The organism is Pantoea sp. CTOTU46764 (assembly GCF_031974595.1).
Lineage (GTDB): Bacteria > Pseudomonadota > Gammaproteobacteria > Enterobacterales > Enterobacteriaceae > Pantoea > Pantoea trifolii.
This window is the reverse complement of record NZ_DALYOQ010000051.1, coordinates 1-16587: the sequence shown is the minus strand read 5'-3', so window position 1 is coordinate 16587 and position 16587 is coordinate 1. Positions and strand designations below refer to the sequence as shown.

Genomic DNA, 16587 nt, shown 5'->3' with positions numbered 1-16587 from the left:
AAAGGCCGCTTAGCGGCCTTTTTTTATGGCATAAATCGGTAGCCGATACCGGTTTCGGTCAGCAAATGGCTGGGCTGGGTGGGATTCGCTTCCAGCTTCTGCCGCAAGTGGCCCATATAGATGCGCAAATAGTGGCTGTGCTCCACCGCATTCGGGCCCCAAACCTGATTCAGCAATTGACGCTGAGTCAGCACTTTTCCGGCATTATTCAGCAGTAAGCTCAGCAGACGAAATTCGGTCGGCGTCAAATGCACTTCATGTTGGTTGCGCAGCACGCGGCGCGCCGCCAAATCGACGCTCACTTCGCCAAATGTCACAATCGGTTCAGGCTGGCTGCTTTGATGGCGACGCAGCGCCACACGCACACGCGCCAGCAGTTCACCAATGCCAAACGGCTTGGTGAGGTAATCATCCGCACCGGCATCCAGCGCATCAATCTTATCCTGCTCATCGCTACGCGCAGACAGCACAATCACCGGCATGCTGCTCCACTGGCGCACTTCACGGATAAAGTCATTGCCATCACCATCCGGCAAGCCGAGATCGAGGATCACCAGATCGGGCTTACGCGTTGCCGCTTCAATCAGGCCGCGCTGCAGTTGCTCCGCTTCCACAATTTTCAGGCCTTCGCTCTCCAGCGCCAGGCGCACGAAACGGCGAATCTCTTTTTCATCTTCCACTATCAAGATGGTCGTCACGCTGCCTCCAGCGGCAAAAAAGTTAACGCACCACTTTAGCAATAAAGCAGCCCGGCGTCCGTCACGAAGTTTTTAACTTCAAGAAATCGTGGAATTCACAATTTTGTAACTAAGTTTCATCACAACACATATTGATGAATAAAAGCGCAAATATAGTGGTCGGATGAGTAGTAAAATTACACAACAACGGGTAATATCTGAACCAGATCACATTTCAACGCAATGTTTACCACAAGGGGGCCAAAAAATGGATCGAGCATATCCACTGTATAAAATCGTACTGCGCCGCGTGCTGGTGGTAGCAATCGGTTTGCTGGCGCTGCCAGTGATGTTATTCCGCTCGGATCGCGCGCGTTTGTACAGTTACCTGCATCGTATGTGGTGCAAAACCAGCACTAAACCGGTTTGGCTGGCGCAGTCGGAAGCGGCTGCCGGCATTCACTGGTAAGCGATTTCAGCACAGTATTAACCCGGCGACTTCCCGCGAAGCGCCGGGTTTTTTTATCGATAATTTTCATGTCCACCGCGCGTTCCCGCTGTTATCCCCGCGCATTTCAGCTACACTTAAAACCTCTACAAGATTTCTGAGGTTGTACAAGTATGAGCGAGAAAATTCCTGTTGGTATCAGCGCTTGCCTGCTCGGAGATAACGTCCGATTTGATGGCGGCCACAAACGTTTTGCCTTCGCCACGGACGAACTCGTGCCATTTGTGCGCTTTGAACCTGTATGTCCCGAAATGGCGATTGGCTTACCGACGCCCCGTCCGGCTTTGCGGCTGGTAAAAGAGAGCGATGAAAATATCCATCTCTGTTTCAGTAAAGAGGGCGGCGAAGAGGTGACAGAACAGATGCAGCGCTGGTCTGCTGAGCGGGTGAAGTCGCTGCATCATCTGTGCGGCTACATTCTGTGTGCCAAATCGCCAAGCTGTGGATTGGAACGCGTCCGCGTTTACGAGCCTGAAACCAACAACAACCGTAAAGCAGGCACCGGCATGTTTACTGCATTTCTGCAGAAAGAGATGCCGTGGCTGCCGCTGGAAGAGGATGGTCGTCTGCACGATGACGCTATCCGTGAAAACTTTATTGGCCGCGTTTACGCGCTGCATGAATTCAACGAAATGTGGCGCAGCGGATTATCACGTCACAAGCTGATGGCCTTTCACAGTCGCTACAAACTGCTGCTGCTTTCTCACGCGCAGGATGAGTATCGCGAAATGGGTCGGTTTGTCGCGGCGATGGATCAGTGGGATTCGCTGGAGGATTACGCCTTTGAGTACCGCAATCGCCTGATGCACCTGATGTCACATCAGGCATCGCGACGTAATCACACCAACGTGCTGATGCATGTACAAGGCTACTTCCGTCCGCAACTGAGTTCGCCGCAGCGGCAGGAGCTGGCGCAACTGATTGATCGTTATCGTCAGGGCGTACAGCCGCTGTTAGCACCGATCACCATGCTGAAACACTACATGGCGGAATATCCGCATCCGTGGCTGGCACAGCAGCGCTATTTTGATCCTTATCCGGAAGCGCTGCGTTTGCGCTACGGCCAATAATTTCGGGGCTTTATGACCACCCATTTAGTTTGGTTGCGCAACGATCTGCGCATCAATGACAACATGGCGCTGGCCGCTGCCTGCCGCGATAGCCAGGCCAACGTGATGGCGCTGTTTATCGCTACACCGCAGCAGTGGCAGCAGCACCATATGGCGCCAAAGCAGGCGGCGTTCATCCAGCAAAATCTCCTTTTGTTGCAGGCATCGCTGGCCGAACGCGGCATTCCTTTGCACTACCATCAGTGTGATGACTTTGCCGCTTCGATTGATTATCTGGTGGAATTTTGCCAGCAGCAGCAAGTTGATGCGCTGTTCTACAACTATCAGTACGAAATCAACGAACGAGAACGCGATGTGCAGGCGGAGAAACGTCTGGATGCGCAGAGCGTGATTTGTCAGGGATTCGACGACAGCCTGCTGTTGCCGCCGGGCAGCGTGCAAACCGGCAGCAACACCATGTTCAAGGTATTCACGCCGTTCAGCAGAGCTTTTGTTCGTCGCCTGCACCAAAGCTTGCCTGAGTGCTATCACGCGCCGAAAGCGCGTGACGGCGCGCCCATCAGCATCAAAAAGAAGATCCCCGCCTTTGATTATCCCTGTGAAGCCTTTGATGAAACCGTGTTTCCGGCGGGTGAAGAGGCCGCATTAAAACAGCTGCGCCACTTCGCCAAACAGGCGGTGCAACATTATCCGGATCAACGTGATTTGCCGGCCATTGACGGTACCAGCCGGTTATCGGCCTATCTGGCGATTGGCGTGTTGTCGCCGCGTCAGTGTCTGCATCGCGTATTAAAAGAGCATCCCGATGCGCTCAACGAAGGCAAGGCTTTTACCTGGCTGAACGAACTGATCTGGCGCGAATTCTATCGTCATCTGATGGTGGCATTTCCCGCGCTGTGTAAGCATCAGCCGTTTGTCGACTGGACGCGCAACGTGGATTGGCAGCAAAACGAAGCACATCTCAAAGCCTGGCAACAGGGCAAAACCGGCTATCCGATTGTTGATGCGGCCATGCGTCAGCTCAACACGCTCGGCTGGATGCATAATCGCTTGCGCATGATTACCGCCAGTTTCCTGGTGAAGGACCTATTGATCGACTGGCGTGAAGGTGAGCGTTATTTCATGCAGCAACTGATCGATGGCGATCTGGCCGCCAACAACGGCGGCTGGCAGTGGGCCGCGTCAACCGGCACCGATGCCGCGCCCTATTTTCGTATCTTCAATCCCACTACGCAGGGCGAGCGCTTCGATAAACAGGGCGCGTTTATCCGTCAGTGGCTGCCGGAATTAAAGGAAGTGCCCGATAGCGATATCCATCAGCCGCAGGTGTGGGCGCAGAAAAATAACAAGAAACTCGATTATCCCGCGCCAATCGTGGAACATAAGGACGCACGTAAAAAGACACTAGACGCCTTTGAGCGCGCTCGCAGCGCGGCTTGAGGCGGTCAGGGAGCCGTAATGAATAATGTCGAGTTAGAACAGATCGTCAATCAGCAGCTGAATAACAGCGCCTTCAGCGACTATGCGCCGAACGGTTTGCAGGTGGAAGGGCGCGCCGAGGTGAAAACCCTCATCACCGGCGTCACCGCCTGCCAGGCGCTGCTGGATGAAGCGGTGAAGCGCAACGCTGATGCGGTGCTGGTGCATCACGGATACTTCTGGAAAAGCGAAGCGCCGGTGATTAAAGGCATGAAGCGCCAGCGTCTGCGCACGCTGCTGGCCAATGATATCAACCTGTATGGCTGGCATCTGCCGCTGGATGCGCATCCCGAGTTGGGTAATAACGCGCAGCTGGCGCGTCTGTTTGATATTGAAGTGAAAGGCGAGATTCAGCCGCTGGTGCCGTGGGGCGAATTGGCAGAACCTTTAAGTGGCGCGGCGCTGGCGGAAAAAATTGCCCAGCGTTTAGGTCGCACACCGCTGCACTGCGGCGATAACGCGCCGGCAGTGATCAAACGCGTTGCCTGGTGCAGCGGCGGCGGTCAGGGCTTTATTGATAGCGCGGCAGCCTTTGGCGTCGATGCCTTTATTACCGGTGAAGTTTCTGAGCAAACCATTCACAGCGCGCGCGAACAAGGTTTGCACTTCTTTGCCGCTGGACACCACGCGACCGAACGCGGCGGCATCAAGGCGCTGGGCGAATGGTTAGCCGCCCATCATGGCCTTGATGTGACCTTTATCGACATCGATAATCCTGCCTGATTCTTCCATTTTCACGCCCTTAACCTGCGTTAAGGGCGCAAATCTGTTGACACATCTCTGTCACTTTCGCATAACTTATGGCCTTTACGCATAAACGTGATGCCCGGTCGCCATGAATGGCGACCCAACGTTATGTTTTGAATTTGACCAGGAGGTTGTTTTTGCAACGAGCACGTTGTTATCTGCTAGGTGAGCGCGCGGTGGTGCTGGAACTGGAACCGCCGGTTTCGTTGACCAGCCAGCAGCGCATCTGGGGATTGTGTCAGCGACTGCAGCAGCACGAGCAGGTAGAGGAAGTGATTCCTGGAATGAACAACCTGACGTTGCTGCTGCGCGATCCGCAACTCAATGCATTGGACGCCATTGAGCGTTTACAGCGCTGGTGGGAAGAGAGCGAAGCGCAGCTGCCGGAATCGCGCCGCGTTGAAATCCCGGTGGTGTACGGCGGCGCAGGCGGGCCAGATCTGCAAGTGGTGGCGGATCGCGCCAACATGACGCCAAAGCAAGCGGTAGAACTGCACAGCAGCATCGATTACGTGGTCTATTTCATCGGCTTCCAGCCGGGTTTCCCCTATCTCGGCGGCCTGGATGAGCGTTTACACACGCCGCGCCGCGCGGAACCGCGCGTGATTGTGCCGAGCGGCTCAGTGGGCATCGGCGGCAGCCAAACCGGTATTTATCCGTTAGCCGCGCCTGGCGGCTGGCAACTGATTGGTCACACACCGCTTAGCCTGTTCGATCCACTCCAGCATCCACCGACACTGTTACGCCCCGGCGATAGCGTGCGCTTTGTGCCGCAGCATGAGGGCGTATGTTGAAAATTCTCCGCGCGGGCATGATGACCTCGCTACAAGACCACGGCCGCACCGGCTTCCGCCAATACGGCATCAGCGTGGGCGGCGCGCTCGATCAACCAGCAATGCGCACCGCCAATATGCTGGTGGGCAACCCCGAGCAGAGCGCGGTGCTGGAAATCGTGCTGGGACAATTTAAAGCGCAGTTTACCCGCGACGGCTGGTTTGCGCTGACGGGTGCGGGCTGCAATGCCGATCTGGATGGCAAACCGGTCTGGACCGGCTGGCGCCTGCCGGTGAAAAAAGGGCAGGTGCTGACGCTGGCAACGCCAACGCGCGGTATGCGCAGCTATCTGGCGGTCAACGGTGGCTTTGCTGTGCCGGAAATGCTCGGTTCGGTGAGTACCGATCTTAAGGCGGCGTTTGGTGGCTGGCAGGGACGTAAACTGCAGGACGGCGACGAACTGCCGTTGGGCAAACCGACGCGCGACTTCAAAGATAAAGCCGGCGTACGTCAGCTGCTGTGGGGCAACCGCATCCGCGCCTTAGCGGGCCCGGAATATAATGAGTTCTCGCGTGAGGCGCAGCAGGGTTTCTGGCGTAGCCCGTGGAAGCTCAGTCCGCAAAGTAACCGCATGGGCTATCGCCTGCAGGGACGTCAACTGCATCGCGATGCAACGCGCGATTTGCTGTCGCACGGTTTAGTGCCCGGCGTGGTGCAGGTGCCGCCCAATGGTCAACCGATTGTGTTGATGGCGGACGCACAAACCACCGGCGGCTATCCGCGCATTGCCTGCATCATCGAAGCCGATCTTTATCATCTGGCGCAAATTCGTCTCGGCGAACCGATTCACTTTATCCACTGCACGCTGGAAGACGCGATTCACGCCAAACAGCATCAACAACGTTCGTTCGACCAAATAGCCTGGGGATTGGCACATGAAGATTGATCTTAACGCCGATCTCGGCGAAGGCAGCGCCAGCGATCAGGAACTGCTGACGCTGGTGAGTTCAGCCAATATCGCCTGCGGCTTCCACGCCGGTGATGCGCAAACCATGCTGCAATCGGTGCGCTGGGCCAAAGCGTCTGGCGTGGCGATTGGCGCCCATCCGAGTTTCCCCGATCGGGAAAACTTCGGTCGTACCGCCATGCAGCTGCCGCCAGAAACCGTGTATGCGCAGATGATCTACCAGATTGGTGCGTTGAAAAGCATTGCGGAGAGCGAAGGCGAACGGCTGGTGCACGTCAAACCGCACGGCATGCTGTACAACCAGGCGGCGGGCGATCCGCAGTTGGCGGATGCCATTGCGTGCGCGGTGAAAGCCGTGGATGCCGGATTGATTCTGGTGGGATTGGCGGGCAGCGCGTCGATTGCGGCGGCGGCGCATCATGGTCTGCGCACCCGCGAAGAGGTGTTTGCCGATCGCGGCTATCTGGCGAGCGGGGCGTTAGTGCCACGCAGCCAGCCGCACGCGATGATTGAAGATGCCGATCAGGCGCTGGCGCAAACGCTGGCGATGGTGCAGCAGCGTCAGGTGCAGAGCATCAGCGGAGAACGGGTCAAGGTTAACGCCGAAACCGTCTGTTTACACGGTGATGGCGCACACGCGCTGCAGTTCGCCCGCACGCTGCGCGCCGCCTTTGCGACACATCAGATTGCTGTCTCCAGCGCATAACGTTTTACTCATTGCCCGGCATCACGCCGGGCTTTGTCTTTTCACATAAGGGAACAACATGGATAACGTGGTAAACCTCTGGCCGCTGTTGGGTATTGCTGCCATCATTCTGGGTTTTGTGCTGCGCTTTAACCCGGTGCTGGTGGTGATTGTGGCGGGCTTCGTCACCGGGCTGGCGGCGCATCTGCCGCTGGCAGACATTCTGGAAAAACTCGGCTCAGGCTTCCTCAATACGCGCAACCTGCCGCTGATTCTGCTGCTGCCGCTGGCCGTTATCGGGCTGCTGGAGCGTCATGGTCTGAAAGAGCGTGCGCAAAGCTGGATCGCGCAGATCAAAACCGCTACCGCTGGCCGCTTACTGATCGTCTACCTGTTTGTGCGTGAAGCCACCGCCGCGCTGGGCTTAACCAGTCTTGGCGGCCATCCGCAGATGGTACGTCCGCTGCTGGCGCCGATGGCTGAAGGCGCTACCGAAAACCGTTACGGTGACGTCCCGCCAGACGTGCGCCATCGTCTGCGTGCCATGTCTGCGGCGACCGATAACATCGGTCTGTTCTTCGGCGAGGATATCTTCGTTGCCTTTGGCGCGATTATCTTCATGCATAACTTTATGCAGGAATCTGCCGGTATCAGCACCGAACCGCTGCATATCGCGTTGTGGGGCATTCCGACCGCCCTTTGTGCTTTCCTCATTCACTCTGCTCGTCTGGTGCGCCTTGATCGCCAGCTGTCGCGTGAATTGGGCGCGTTGAACCAGCAGGCGTTGAACGCTAAAGGAGGGAAGTAATGTTCCAGCAACAATATTTGATGTGGCTGGCAGGCGTGATCCTGCTGGTGGTTGCCGTGCTTTCCTGGCGTGACAGCGCTAACCCGCGTCGTTTTACCACCGGCCTGTTCTGGGCGCTGTATGGTCTGATTTTCCTGATTGGTGATGGTGCCTATCAGCTGATGGGACAATGGGCGGGCGATGCTGAACTTGGCCGCCGCTGGTTGCATATCGGCGTGGGCGTGGCCGTGGTGTTAATGGCGCTGATTGCCGGTTTCGGTGGCGTGCGTCTGGGGCGTTATCATCAACGTAGCGATGAGCAGAAGCAGGAGAGCGCTAAACGCCTGCATAACAAACTGTTCCTGCCAGCGCTGGCGATTCCGCTGGTAACGGTGATTGGCGTGCTGGCGTTTAACCATATTCCCGGTTTGCAGGACAGCGTGTTTGGTCCAGGTAATCACTCCACATTGGTGACGCTATTCTCCATGATGATTGGTTGCCTGCTGGGCTGGCTGATCGCGTTGAAAATTACCCATGAAAAGCCGTTGCAGTCGATGCAGGAAACCCGTCGCCTGCTGGATGCGGTGGGTTGGGCGTTTATCCTGCCGCAGATTCTGGCCACGCTTGGCCTGCTATTCACCAGCGCCGGTGTCGGCACGGCGATTTCGCATCTCACCGAGCAGTATCTGGCGGTGGATAATCGCCTGATTGCCGTCGCGGTCTATGCGGTAGGTATGGCTTTGCTGACCATGGTGATGGGCAATGCGTTCGCTGCCTTCCCGATTGTGACCGCCGGCATTGGTATTCCGATTCTGGTGCTGCAACACGGCGGCAATCCGGCGGTCATGGCGGCGATTGGTATGTTCTCCGGCTATTGCGGCACGCTGATGACGCCGATGGCGGCCAACTTCAACATCGTGCCCGCGCGCCTGCTGGAGCTACCGGATCGTAACGCGGTGATCAAGGCTCAGGTGCCAACCGGTGTGCTACTGTTGGTAGTGAATATTTTCCTGCTCTACTTCCTGATGTTCTTGTGAGGTTGCAATGAAAACGGTGTTAATGACGGCGTTTGAGCCCTTTGGTGGCGAAACCATCAACCCTTCGTGGGAAGCAGTACGCACCTTCGACGGCAAAGAGATCGCCGGTGCGCGCATTGTGGTACGCCAGCTGCCGGTGGTGTTTGCCACCTGCGGTCAAGTGCTGACGCGCGCGCTGGAGGAGATTCAACCCGATCGCGTGCTGTGTGTCGGGCAAGCTGGTGGCCGCGCCGATATTACGGTTGAACGTGTCGTGATTAACGTGGATGACGCCCGCATTCCGGATAACAACCAGCAGCAACCGATCGATCAGCCGATTGAGGCGGATGGCCCGGCGGCCTACTTCTCCACGCTGCCGATTAAAGCGATGGTTGCCGCGCTGCGCGAAGTGGGCGTACCGGCTTCGGTATCGCAAACCGCCGGCACCTTCACCTGTAATCACGTGATGTACAGCCTGCTGCACTGGATCCACACCACCAACAGCAAGGCGCGCGGCGGTTTTATCCACATCCCGTATATGCCGGAGCAAGCGGTGCACCACCCCGGTGTGGCCAGCATGGCGACGTCAAGTGTGATTCAGGCGCTGGAAACTTCGCTGCAGGTGATCCTGAGCACCGAAAATGATATCCGCATCGTCGGTGGCGCCACGCATTAACAGGAGTTTTTATGCCTGAGGGACCGGAGATCCGCCGCGCGGCGGATCAACTGGCAGAGGCGATGGTCGGCAAACCACTTACCGATGTGTGGTTTGCCTTTCCACAGCTGAAAACCTACGAACCGGCGCTGATGGATGCCACCATCAACGCCTTTGAAACACGCGGTAAAGCGCTGCTCACCCACTTCTCCAATGGGCTAACGCTCTACAGCCACAATCAGCTGTACGGCGTGTGGCGCGTGGTGCCAACCGGCACGCAGCCGAATACCACGCGCCAGCTGCGCGTACGGCTCGCTACCGCAGATAAAACCATTTTGCTGTATAGCGCGTCGGATATTGAGCTGCTCAACGCCGATACCTTAGCGGCGCATCCGTTTTTGCAACGGGTAGGCCCGGATGTGCTGGATGCCAGTTTAACGGTGGAGGAGGTGCGCGAGCGTTTGCTGTCGCCGCGTTTTCGCCGTCGCCAGTTCAGCGGCTTGTTACTCGATCAGGCCTTTTTAGCCGGCCTCGGCAACTATCTGCGCGTGGAGATTTTGTGGCACGCCGGATTGCTGGCGTCGCATCGGGCGCAGGATCTCAGCGAGCAGCAGCTGACGGCATTAAGTGAGGCGATGCTGGCGGTGCCGCGTTTGTCGTATCAGATGCGTGGCAGCATGAAGAAATATCACGAAGAGGCAGCGTTTCGCTTCGAGGTGTTTCATCGGCAGGGCAAAAAATGTCGGCGGTGTGGCGCGGTGATAGAAAAGGGCATGCTGTCATCGCGGCCGTTTTATTGGTGTCCGGGATGCCAGTTGTAGCGCAATAAAAAAGGCGGCCAGATGGCCGCCTTTCTCTTATTTATCCAGCGCCGAGGTGAATGGACGCTCGGTGTAACCGGTATACAGCTGACGCGGACGGGCGATTTTCATGCCTTCGTCATGCATCTCTTTCCAGTGTGCAATCCAACCCACGGTACGCGCCATCGCGAAGATCACGGTAAACATGGAAGACGGAATGCCCATCGCTTTCAGAATGATGCCTGAATAGAAATCGACGTTTGGATAGAGTTTACGCTCGATGAAGTACGGGTCGTTCAGCGCGATGTGTTCCAGCTCCATCGCCACTTCCAGTAGATCATCTTTCATGCCCAGTTCGTTCAGCACTTCGTGACAGGTATCGCGCATCACGGTGGCACGGGGATCGTAGTTTTTATACACGCGGTGGCCGAAGCCCATCAGACGGAACGAATCGTTCTTATCTTTCGCACGTTTAACAAACTCAGGGATATGATCAACGGTGCTGATCTCTTCCAGCATACGCAGTGTCGCTTCGTTAGCACCACCGTGCGCCGGTCCCCACAGTGAAGCGATACCGGCGGCGATACAAGCAAACGGGTTCGCGCCTGAAGATCCTGCGGTACGCACGGTAGAGGTTGAAGCATTCTGCTCATGGTCGGCGTGCAGAATCAGAATACGGTCCATCGCGCGTTCCAGTACTGGATTCACTTTGTACTCTTCGCACGGCGTGGCGAACATCATGTGCAGGAAGTTACCGGCATAAGAGAGGTCGTTACGCGGATACACAAAAGGCTGGCCAATCGAGTACTTGTAGCACATCGCCGCCATGGTCGGCATTTTCGACAGCAGGCGGAACGCAGCGATTTCACGGTGACGTTCAATGTTGACGTCTAAAGAGTCGTGATAAAACGCCGCCAGCGCACCGGTCACACCACACATCACCGCCATTGGATGCGAATCGCGGCGGAAGCCGTGGAACAGTCGGGTGATTTGCTCGTGGATCATGGTGTGGCGGGTAACGGTAGTGCGGAACTCTTCAAACTGGGCTTGGGTCGGGGCTTCGCCATTCAGCAGGATGTAACACACTTCAAGATAGTTTGAGTGGGTTGCCAGCTGATCAATCGGGAAACCACGGTGTAACAGAATACCTTCGTCACCATCAATAAAGGTGATTTTAGATTCGCAGGACGCCGTAGAGGTGAAGCCGGGATCGAAGGTGAACAGGCCTTGTGAGCCAAGGGCGCGGACATCAACAACATCTTGTCCCAGCGTGCCTTGCATCACGTCCAGTTCAACAGACGTATTATCTTGTAGGGTTAGCGTCACTTTTTTATCTGTCATTATTTCGTCTCCATAGCGCCTTTAAGGTAAGGATCTTAGACACCAGAATAGCCTCCATGTTGCATAAAACCACAATCTTCCCAGCATCACTCTACGGTAACGTTGGTGAGGCAAGGTTACAGAGTAAACGCTGAATTTGGGCCATTCGGTGGCATCGGGGCATGACATGCTGCACATCGAGGATGTTAAAGTTCCTGTCACAACATAACTTCTTGGTAACCAATAACCTGATGCTTTATATAACTTGTATTGGCAATGTTACATAACTTGAGCTTAGGGGAAAGTGTATCCCCATAACTTTTGTGCATCATAGGGCTTTAATGCGATTGTTTGTAACTGAAATGTTGATTCTTTGTCAAATCAGATAATTAAAAATGTATAAATTGTGAAATTCGTGAAGGTGATCACTGTTCAGCCTAAATGTGACCAAAGAGATTGTAGGGGAATTGTAATCAGAATGTGATCCTCCTATACTGCGGCCAGGTCTCCGGAACACCCTGACACCAGGAGCCACCCAGCGTTTTACCCGCTTTATTTAACACTGGATGTTGCTATTTTGGTGGCGGTTGCAGTCTGAACACACGCTGTGTCTCTGATGCAACTCAGGACCGGAGGAAGCAAAATAAAAAAGAGCTGTGTGGGCAAAACCGTGAAAAAACAAAGACCTGTTAACTTGGATCTCTCGACGATCCGGTTTCCCGTTACTGCAATATCGTCCATTCTCCACCGCGTCTCCGGCGTGATTACCTTTGTCGCTCTCGGAATTCTGCTCTGGTTACTGGGTCTCTCCCTCTCTTCTCCTGAAGGCTTCCTGCAAGCGGCATCCATCATGGATAGCTTCTTCGCCAAATTCATCATGTGGGGCATTTTAACTGCGCTGGCGTATCACGTCGTGGGCGGTATTCGTCATATGTTGGCTGATTTTGGCTTTATGGAAGAAACCCTGCAGGTGGGAACCCGTTCCGCGCAAGCGGCTTTTGTTATCACTGTCGTGCTCTCAATTTTGGCTGGAGTCCTCGTATGGTAAGCAATGCTTCTGCATTAGGACGCAACGGTATCCATGACTGGCTGTTACTGCGTGCTGCTGCAATCTTAATGACGCTTTACATCATCTACATCCTCGGTTTTGTCGTGATGACAGGCACGCTGACGTATGACGTCTGGCATGGCTTCTTCTCATCCGCCTTCACGAAAGTGTTCACCATGTTGACGCTGTTCTCGATTCTCATCCACGGTTGGATTGGAATGTGGCAGGTGCTGACTGACTACGTGAAACCGGTAGCAACCCGTTTGCTGTTGCAGTTTGTGATTGTGGTTGCGCTGCTGTCGTACGCAATTTATGGATTTGTTGTGGTGTGGGGTGTGTAAATGAGTTTGCCAGTCAGAGAATTTGATGCCGTGGTGATCGGCGCGGGTGGCGCAGGTATGCGTGCCGCCTTGCAAATCTCCCAATCGGGCCAGACTTGTGCCCTGTTATCCAAAGTTTTCCCAACCCGTTCCCATACCGTATCGGCGCAGGGCGGTATCACCGTTGCGCTGGGTAACACCCATGACGATAACTGGGAATGGCACATGTACGATACCGTCAAAGGTTCCGACTTTATCGGCGACCAGGACGCGATCGAATATATGTGTCATGTCGGTCCAGAAGCGATTCTGGAACTGGAACATATGGGATTGCCTTTCTCCCGTCTTGATGACGGCCGCGTTTATCAGCGTCCGTTTGGTGGTCAGTCGAAGAATTTCGGCGGTGAGCAGGCGGCGCGTACCGCTGCGGCTGCTGACCGTACCGGCCACGCCTTGCTGCATACGCTGTATCAGCAGAACCTGAAGAACAAAACCACCATCTTCTCCGAATGGTATGCGCTAGATCTGGTGAAAAACGAGGACGGTGCGATTGTCGGCTGTACAGCTATCTGCATGGAAACCGGCGAAACCGTCTATTTCAAAGCCAAGGCCACCATTCTGGCGACCGGCGGCGCGGGCCGTATTTACCAGTCCACCACTAATGCTCACATCAACACCGGTGACGGCGTTGGTATGGCGCTGCGCGCAGGCGTGCCGGTGCAGGATATGGAAATGTGGCAGTTCCACCCAACCGGTATTGCCGGTGCGGGCGTGCTGGTGACCGAAGGTTGCCGTGGTGAAGGTGGTTATCTGCTGAATAAGCACGGTGAACGTTTCATGGAACGTTACGCGCCAAACGCCAAAGATCTGGCGGGTCGTGATGTGGTTGCACGTTCAATGATGGTGGAAATCCGTGAAGGTCGCGGTTGCGATGGCCCTTGGGGTCCGCACATTAAACTGAAGCTCGACCATCTCGGTGCCGATGTACTGGAATCGCGACTGCCAGGCATCCTTGAGCTGTCGCGCACTTTTGCGCACGTTGACCCCATTAAGGAACCGATTCCAGTGATCCCAACCTGCCACTACATGATGGGCGGCGTGCCGACCAAAGTGACCGGTCAGGCGCTGCGCGTGAACGAGCAGGGCCAGGATGAGGTGATTCCAGGTCTGTTCGCTGTCGGCGAAATCGCCTGCGTATCGGTACACGGCGCAAACCGCCTCGGCGGCAACTCGCTGCTCGATCTGGTGGTGTTCGGCCGCGCAGCCGGTGTGCATCTGCTGGAGTGTATTGAAGAGCAGGGCGAACTGCGTGAAGCCACGCAGGAAAATCTTGATGAAGCGATGGCGCGATTTAACCGTTGGGAAAATAACACCACTGGTGAAGATCCGGTCGAAATCCGTAAAGCGCTGCAGCGCTGCATGCAGAACAACTTCTCGGTATTCCGCGATGGCGATGCGATGCGTGAAGGTCTGGAAGAGCTGAAAGTGATTCGTGAGCGTTTGAAATCGGCGCGTCTGGATGACCGTTCGCCGGACTTCAACACCCAGCGTATCGAGTGCCTTGAGCTGGATAACCTGATGGAAACCGCTTACGCCACCGCTGTCGCCGCCAACTTCCGTACCGAAAGCCGTGGCGCGCATAGCCGCTTCGACTTCCCGGATCGCGATGATGAAAACTGGCTGTGCCACAGTCTCTATGTTCCGCAGACGGAAAGCATGACGCGCCGTGAGGTGAACATGCAACCGAAACTGCGTGCGGCCTTCCCGCCAAAAGCGCGTACCTACTAATTGCGGAGATCATCATGAGACTCGAATTTTCTATTTATCGTTACAACCCGGAAGTCGACGACAAACCGCGTATGCAGGAATACACGCTGGAGTCGGAAGATGGTCGCGACATGATGCTGTTGGATGCGCTGATCCGTCTGAAAGAGAAAGACCCAACGCTGGCTTTCCGTCGCTCATGCCGTGAAGGCGTGTGCGGTTCAGATGGTCTGAACATGAACGGTAAAAACGGTCTGGCATGTATCACGCCGGTCTCTGCGCTGGGTAACGGCACGAAGAAAATTGTTATCCGTCCACTGCCTGGTTTACCGGTGATCCGCGACCTCGTGGTAGACATGGGACAATTCTATGCACAGTATGAGAAGATTAAGCCTTTCCTGTTGAATAATGGGGAAAATCCTCCGGCGCGCGAGCATTTACAGAGCCCAGCCGAGCGTGAGCATCTGGACGGTTTGTACGAGTGTATTCTCTGCGCCTGCTGCTCAACGTCGTGCCCGTCGTTCTGGTGGAATCCGGACAAGTTTGTCGGTCCGGCTGGCCTGCTGGCCGCTTACCGTTTCCTGATCGACAGCCGCGACACGGAAACCAATGCGCGTCTCGACAATCTAAACGATGCTTTCAGTGTTTTCCGCTGTCACAGCATCATGAACTGTGTGAGCGTGTGCCCGAAAGGCCTAAACCCAACGCGCGCCATCGGCCATATTAAGTCGATGCTGCTGCAACGCGGGGCGTAACAGAAAAAGTCACTCTCCGGGAACCCAGGTTCCCGGATGTTTACGGAAGCCTCTATAAGCGCGGTGCTGACCACGCTTATAAAGGTTCCCTTACGAGCCAGGCGCCGGTAGCGCACAGGTTCGTATCGCTGAACTCACTACGGCAAGCCGCGTAAGCGGTAAAAAATGAAACCTCATAAAAAGCAGATTAATGCTTAAGGGATCACAATGCAGAACAGCGCGATGAAACCCTGGCTGGACTCCTCCTGGCTGGCCGGCGCGAACCAATCTTACATAGAGCAACTCTATGAGGATTTCCTGACCGATCCTGACTCAGTTGATGACATGTGGCGCGAGCTGTTCCAACAGCTGCCGGGCACTGGCGTGAAACCTGAGCAATTTCACTCCACCACGCGTGATTACTTCCGCCGCCTGGCTAAAGACGCCACGCGTTACACATCAACCGTGACCGATCCGGCAACCAACTCCAAACAGGTTAAAGTGCTGCAGCTGATTAATGCGTTCCGCTTCCGCGGCCATCAGCATGCCAACCTCGATCCGCTTGGCCTGTGGAAACAGGACAGGGTAGCCGACCTCGATCCGGCTTATCACGATCTGACCGACGCCGATTTTCAGGAAAGCTTTAACGTAGGTTCTTTTGCTATCGGCAAAGAGACTATGAAGCTGGCTGATCTGTTTGCGGCGCTGCAGCAGACTTACTGTGGCTCGATTGGTGCAGAGTACATGCACATCAACAACACCGACGAGAAGCGCTGGATTCAGCAGCGTCTGGAATCGGTGGTCGGCCACGCGTCTTTCAGCAGCGACGAGAAAAAAGGTTTCCTGAAAGAGCTGACCGCGGCAGAAGGCCTGGAAAAATATCTGGGTGCGAAATTCCCGGGTGCGAAGCGCTTCTCGCTGGAAGGCGGTGATGCGCTGGTGCCCATGCTGCGCGAGATGATTCGTCACGCTGGCAAGAGCGGTACGCGCGAAGTGGTGCTGGGTATGGCGCACCGCGGTCGTCTCAACGTACTGATCAACGTATTAGGTAAGAAGCCGCAGGATCTGTTTGACGAATTCTCCGGTAAGCACAAAGAACACCTCGGCACCGGCGACGTGAAGTACCACATGGGCTTCTCGTCTGACGTCGAAACCGAAGGCGGCTTAGTGCACCTGGCGCTGGCGTTCAACCCGTCGCATCTGGAAATCGTGAGCCCGGTAGTGATGGGTTCGGTG

The 16587-nt window shown here is 55.6% G+C and carries 18 protein-coding genes; 16 read left to right on the top strand and 2 right to left on the bottom strand.

Annotation, left to right across the window (positions count from 1 at the left end; all coding sequences use genetic code 11):
• Positions 1-23 precede the first annotated feature (23 nt).
• Positions 24-698, bottom strand: a complete 675-nt coding sequence (gene kdpE / locus RTM06_RS16010) for a two-component system response regulator KdpE (protein WP_256695924.1) — start codon at positions 696-698, stop codon at positions 24-26.
• 247 nt (positions 699-945) lie between these two features.
• Here kdpE and RTM06_RS16005 point away from each other — a divergent pair, with 247 nt between their 5' ends.
• From RTM06_RS16005 to nei, 11 genes are all read left to right on the top strand, one after another.
• Positions 946-1146: a YbfA family protein gene (locus tag RTM06_RS16005; protein WP_008107019.1), complete on the top strand. Its 201-nt coding sequence runs from the start codon at positions 946-948 to the stop codon at positions 1144-1146.
• A 152-nt stretch (positions 1147-1298) separates the two neighbouring features.
• Entirely contained in the window at positions 1299-2255 is a 957-nt protein-coding gene (locus RTM06_RS16000) for a 2-thiouracil desulfurase family protein (RefSeq protein ID WP_312183496.1), read from the top strand.
• Between the two features lie 12 nt (positions 2256-2267).
• Entirely contained in the window at positions 2268-3695 is a 1428-nt protein-coding gene (phrB, locus tag RTM06_RS15995) for a deoxyribodipyrimidine photo-lyase (RefSeq protein WP_312183494.1), read from the top strand.
• Positions 3696-3713: 18 nt separating this feature from the next.
• Entirely contained in the window at positions 3714-4457 is a 744-nt protein-coding gene (locus tag RTM06_RS15990) for a type 2 GTP cyclohydrolase I (RefSeq protein ID WP_312183492.1), read from the top strand.
• 161 nt (positions 4458-4618) lie between these two features.
• Positions 4619-5275 (top strand): 5-oxoprolinase subunit PxpB, encoded by a 657-nt coding sequence (gene pxpB, locus RTM06_RS15985; protein WP_312183490.1) that lies wholly within the window; start codon positions 4619-4621, stop codon positions 5273-5275.
• The gene (pxpC, locus tag RTM06_RS15980; RefSeq protein ID WP_154153361.1) at positions 5269-6201 is read left to right on the top strand and encodes a 5-oxoprolinase subunit PxpC; all 933 of its coding nucleotides are present in this window, start codon (positions 5269-5271) and stop codon (positions 6199-6201) included. The genes pxpB and pxpC overlap by 7 nt, the downstream gene beginning before the upstream one ends.
• The gene (gene pxpA, locus RTM06_RS15975; protein WP_312183486.1) at positions 6191-6928 is read left to right on the top strand and encodes a 5-oxoprolinase subunit PxpA; all 738 of its coding nucleotides are present in this window, start codon (positions 6191-6193) and stop codon (positions 6926-6928) included. Before pxpC ends, pxpA begins: the two co-directional genes overlap by 11 nt.
• A gap of 58 nt (positions 6929-6986) precedes the next feature.
• Positions 6987-7715, top strand: coding sequence for a DUF969 domain-containing protein (locus tag RTM06_RS15970; protein WP_008107005.1), 729 nt, complete (start codon positions 6987-6989; stop codon positions 7713-7715).
• Complete coding sequence (locus RTM06_RS15965) at positions 7715-8731, top strand: DUF979 domain-containing protein (RefSeq protein WP_256695933.1); 1017 nt, start codon at positions 7715-7717, stop codon at positions 8729-8731. Before RTM06_RS15970 ends, RTM06_RS15965 begins: the two co-directional genes overlap by 1 nt.
• Positions 8732-8738: 7 nt before the next feature.
• Positions 8739-9386, top strand: a complete 648-nt coding sequence (pcp, locus tag RTM06_RS15960) for a pyroglutamyl-peptidase I (RefSeq protein WP_312183483.1) — start codon at positions 8739-8741, stop codon at positions 9384-9386.
• A gap of 11 nt (positions 9387-9397) precedes the next feature.
• Positions 9398-10186 carry an endonuclease VIII gene (gene nei / locus RTM06_RS15955; protein ID WP_312183481.1) on the top strand — a complete coding sequence of 263 codons (789 nt, stop codon included), beginning with the start codon at positions 9398-9400 and terminating at the stop codon, positions 10184-10186.
• A gap of 36 nt (positions 10187-10222) precedes the next feature.
• Here the strand turns inward: nei and RTM06_RS15950 are convergent, their stop codons facing one another.
• The gene (locus RTM06_RS15950; RefSeq protein ID WP_008107361.1) at positions 10223-11506 is read right to left on the bottom strand and encodes a citrate synthase; all 1284 of its coding nucleotides are present in this window, start codon (positions 11504-11506) and stop codon (positions 10223-10225) included.
• 637 nt (positions 11507-12143) lie between these two features.
• Between RTM06_RS15950 and sdhC the strand changes: the two genes are divergently transcribed.
• From sdhC to RTM06_RS15925, 5 genes are all read left to right on the top strand, one after another.
• Complete coding sequence (gene sdhC, locus RTM06_RS15945; RefSeq protein WP_013508296.1) at positions 12144-12533, top strand: succinate dehydrogenase cytochrome b556 subunit; 390 nt, start codon at positions 12144-12146, stop codon at positions 12531-12533.
• The gene (gene sdhD, locus RTM06_RS15940; RefSeq protein WP_008107364.1) at positions 12527-12874 is read left to right on the top strand and encodes a succinate dehydrogenase membrane anchor subunit; all 348 of its coding nucleotides are present in this window, start codon (positions 12527-12529) and stop codon (positions 12872-12874) included. Before sdhC ends, sdhD begins: the two co-directional genes overlap by 7 nt.
• The gene (gene sdhA / locus RTM06_RS15935; protein ID WP_036649196.1) at positions 12875-14641 is read left to right on the top strand and encodes a succinate dehydrogenase flavoprotein subunit; all 1767 of its coding nucleotides are present in this window, start codon (positions 12875-12877) and stop codon (positions 14639-14641) included.
• Between the two features lie 14 nt (positions 14642-14655).
• Positions 14656-15372 (top strand): succinate dehydrogenase iron-sulfur subunit, encoded by a 717-nt coding sequence (locus RTM06_RS15930; protein ID WP_256695936.1) that lies wholly within the window; start codon positions 14656-14658, stop codon positions 15370-15372.
• A 207-nt stretch (positions 15373-15579) separates the two neighbouring features.
• The coding region (locus RTM06_RS15925; RefSeq protein ID WP_409455810.1) for a 2-oxoglutarate dehydrogenase E1 subunit family protein at positions 15580-16587 on the top strand (1008 nt) is incomplete at its 3' end.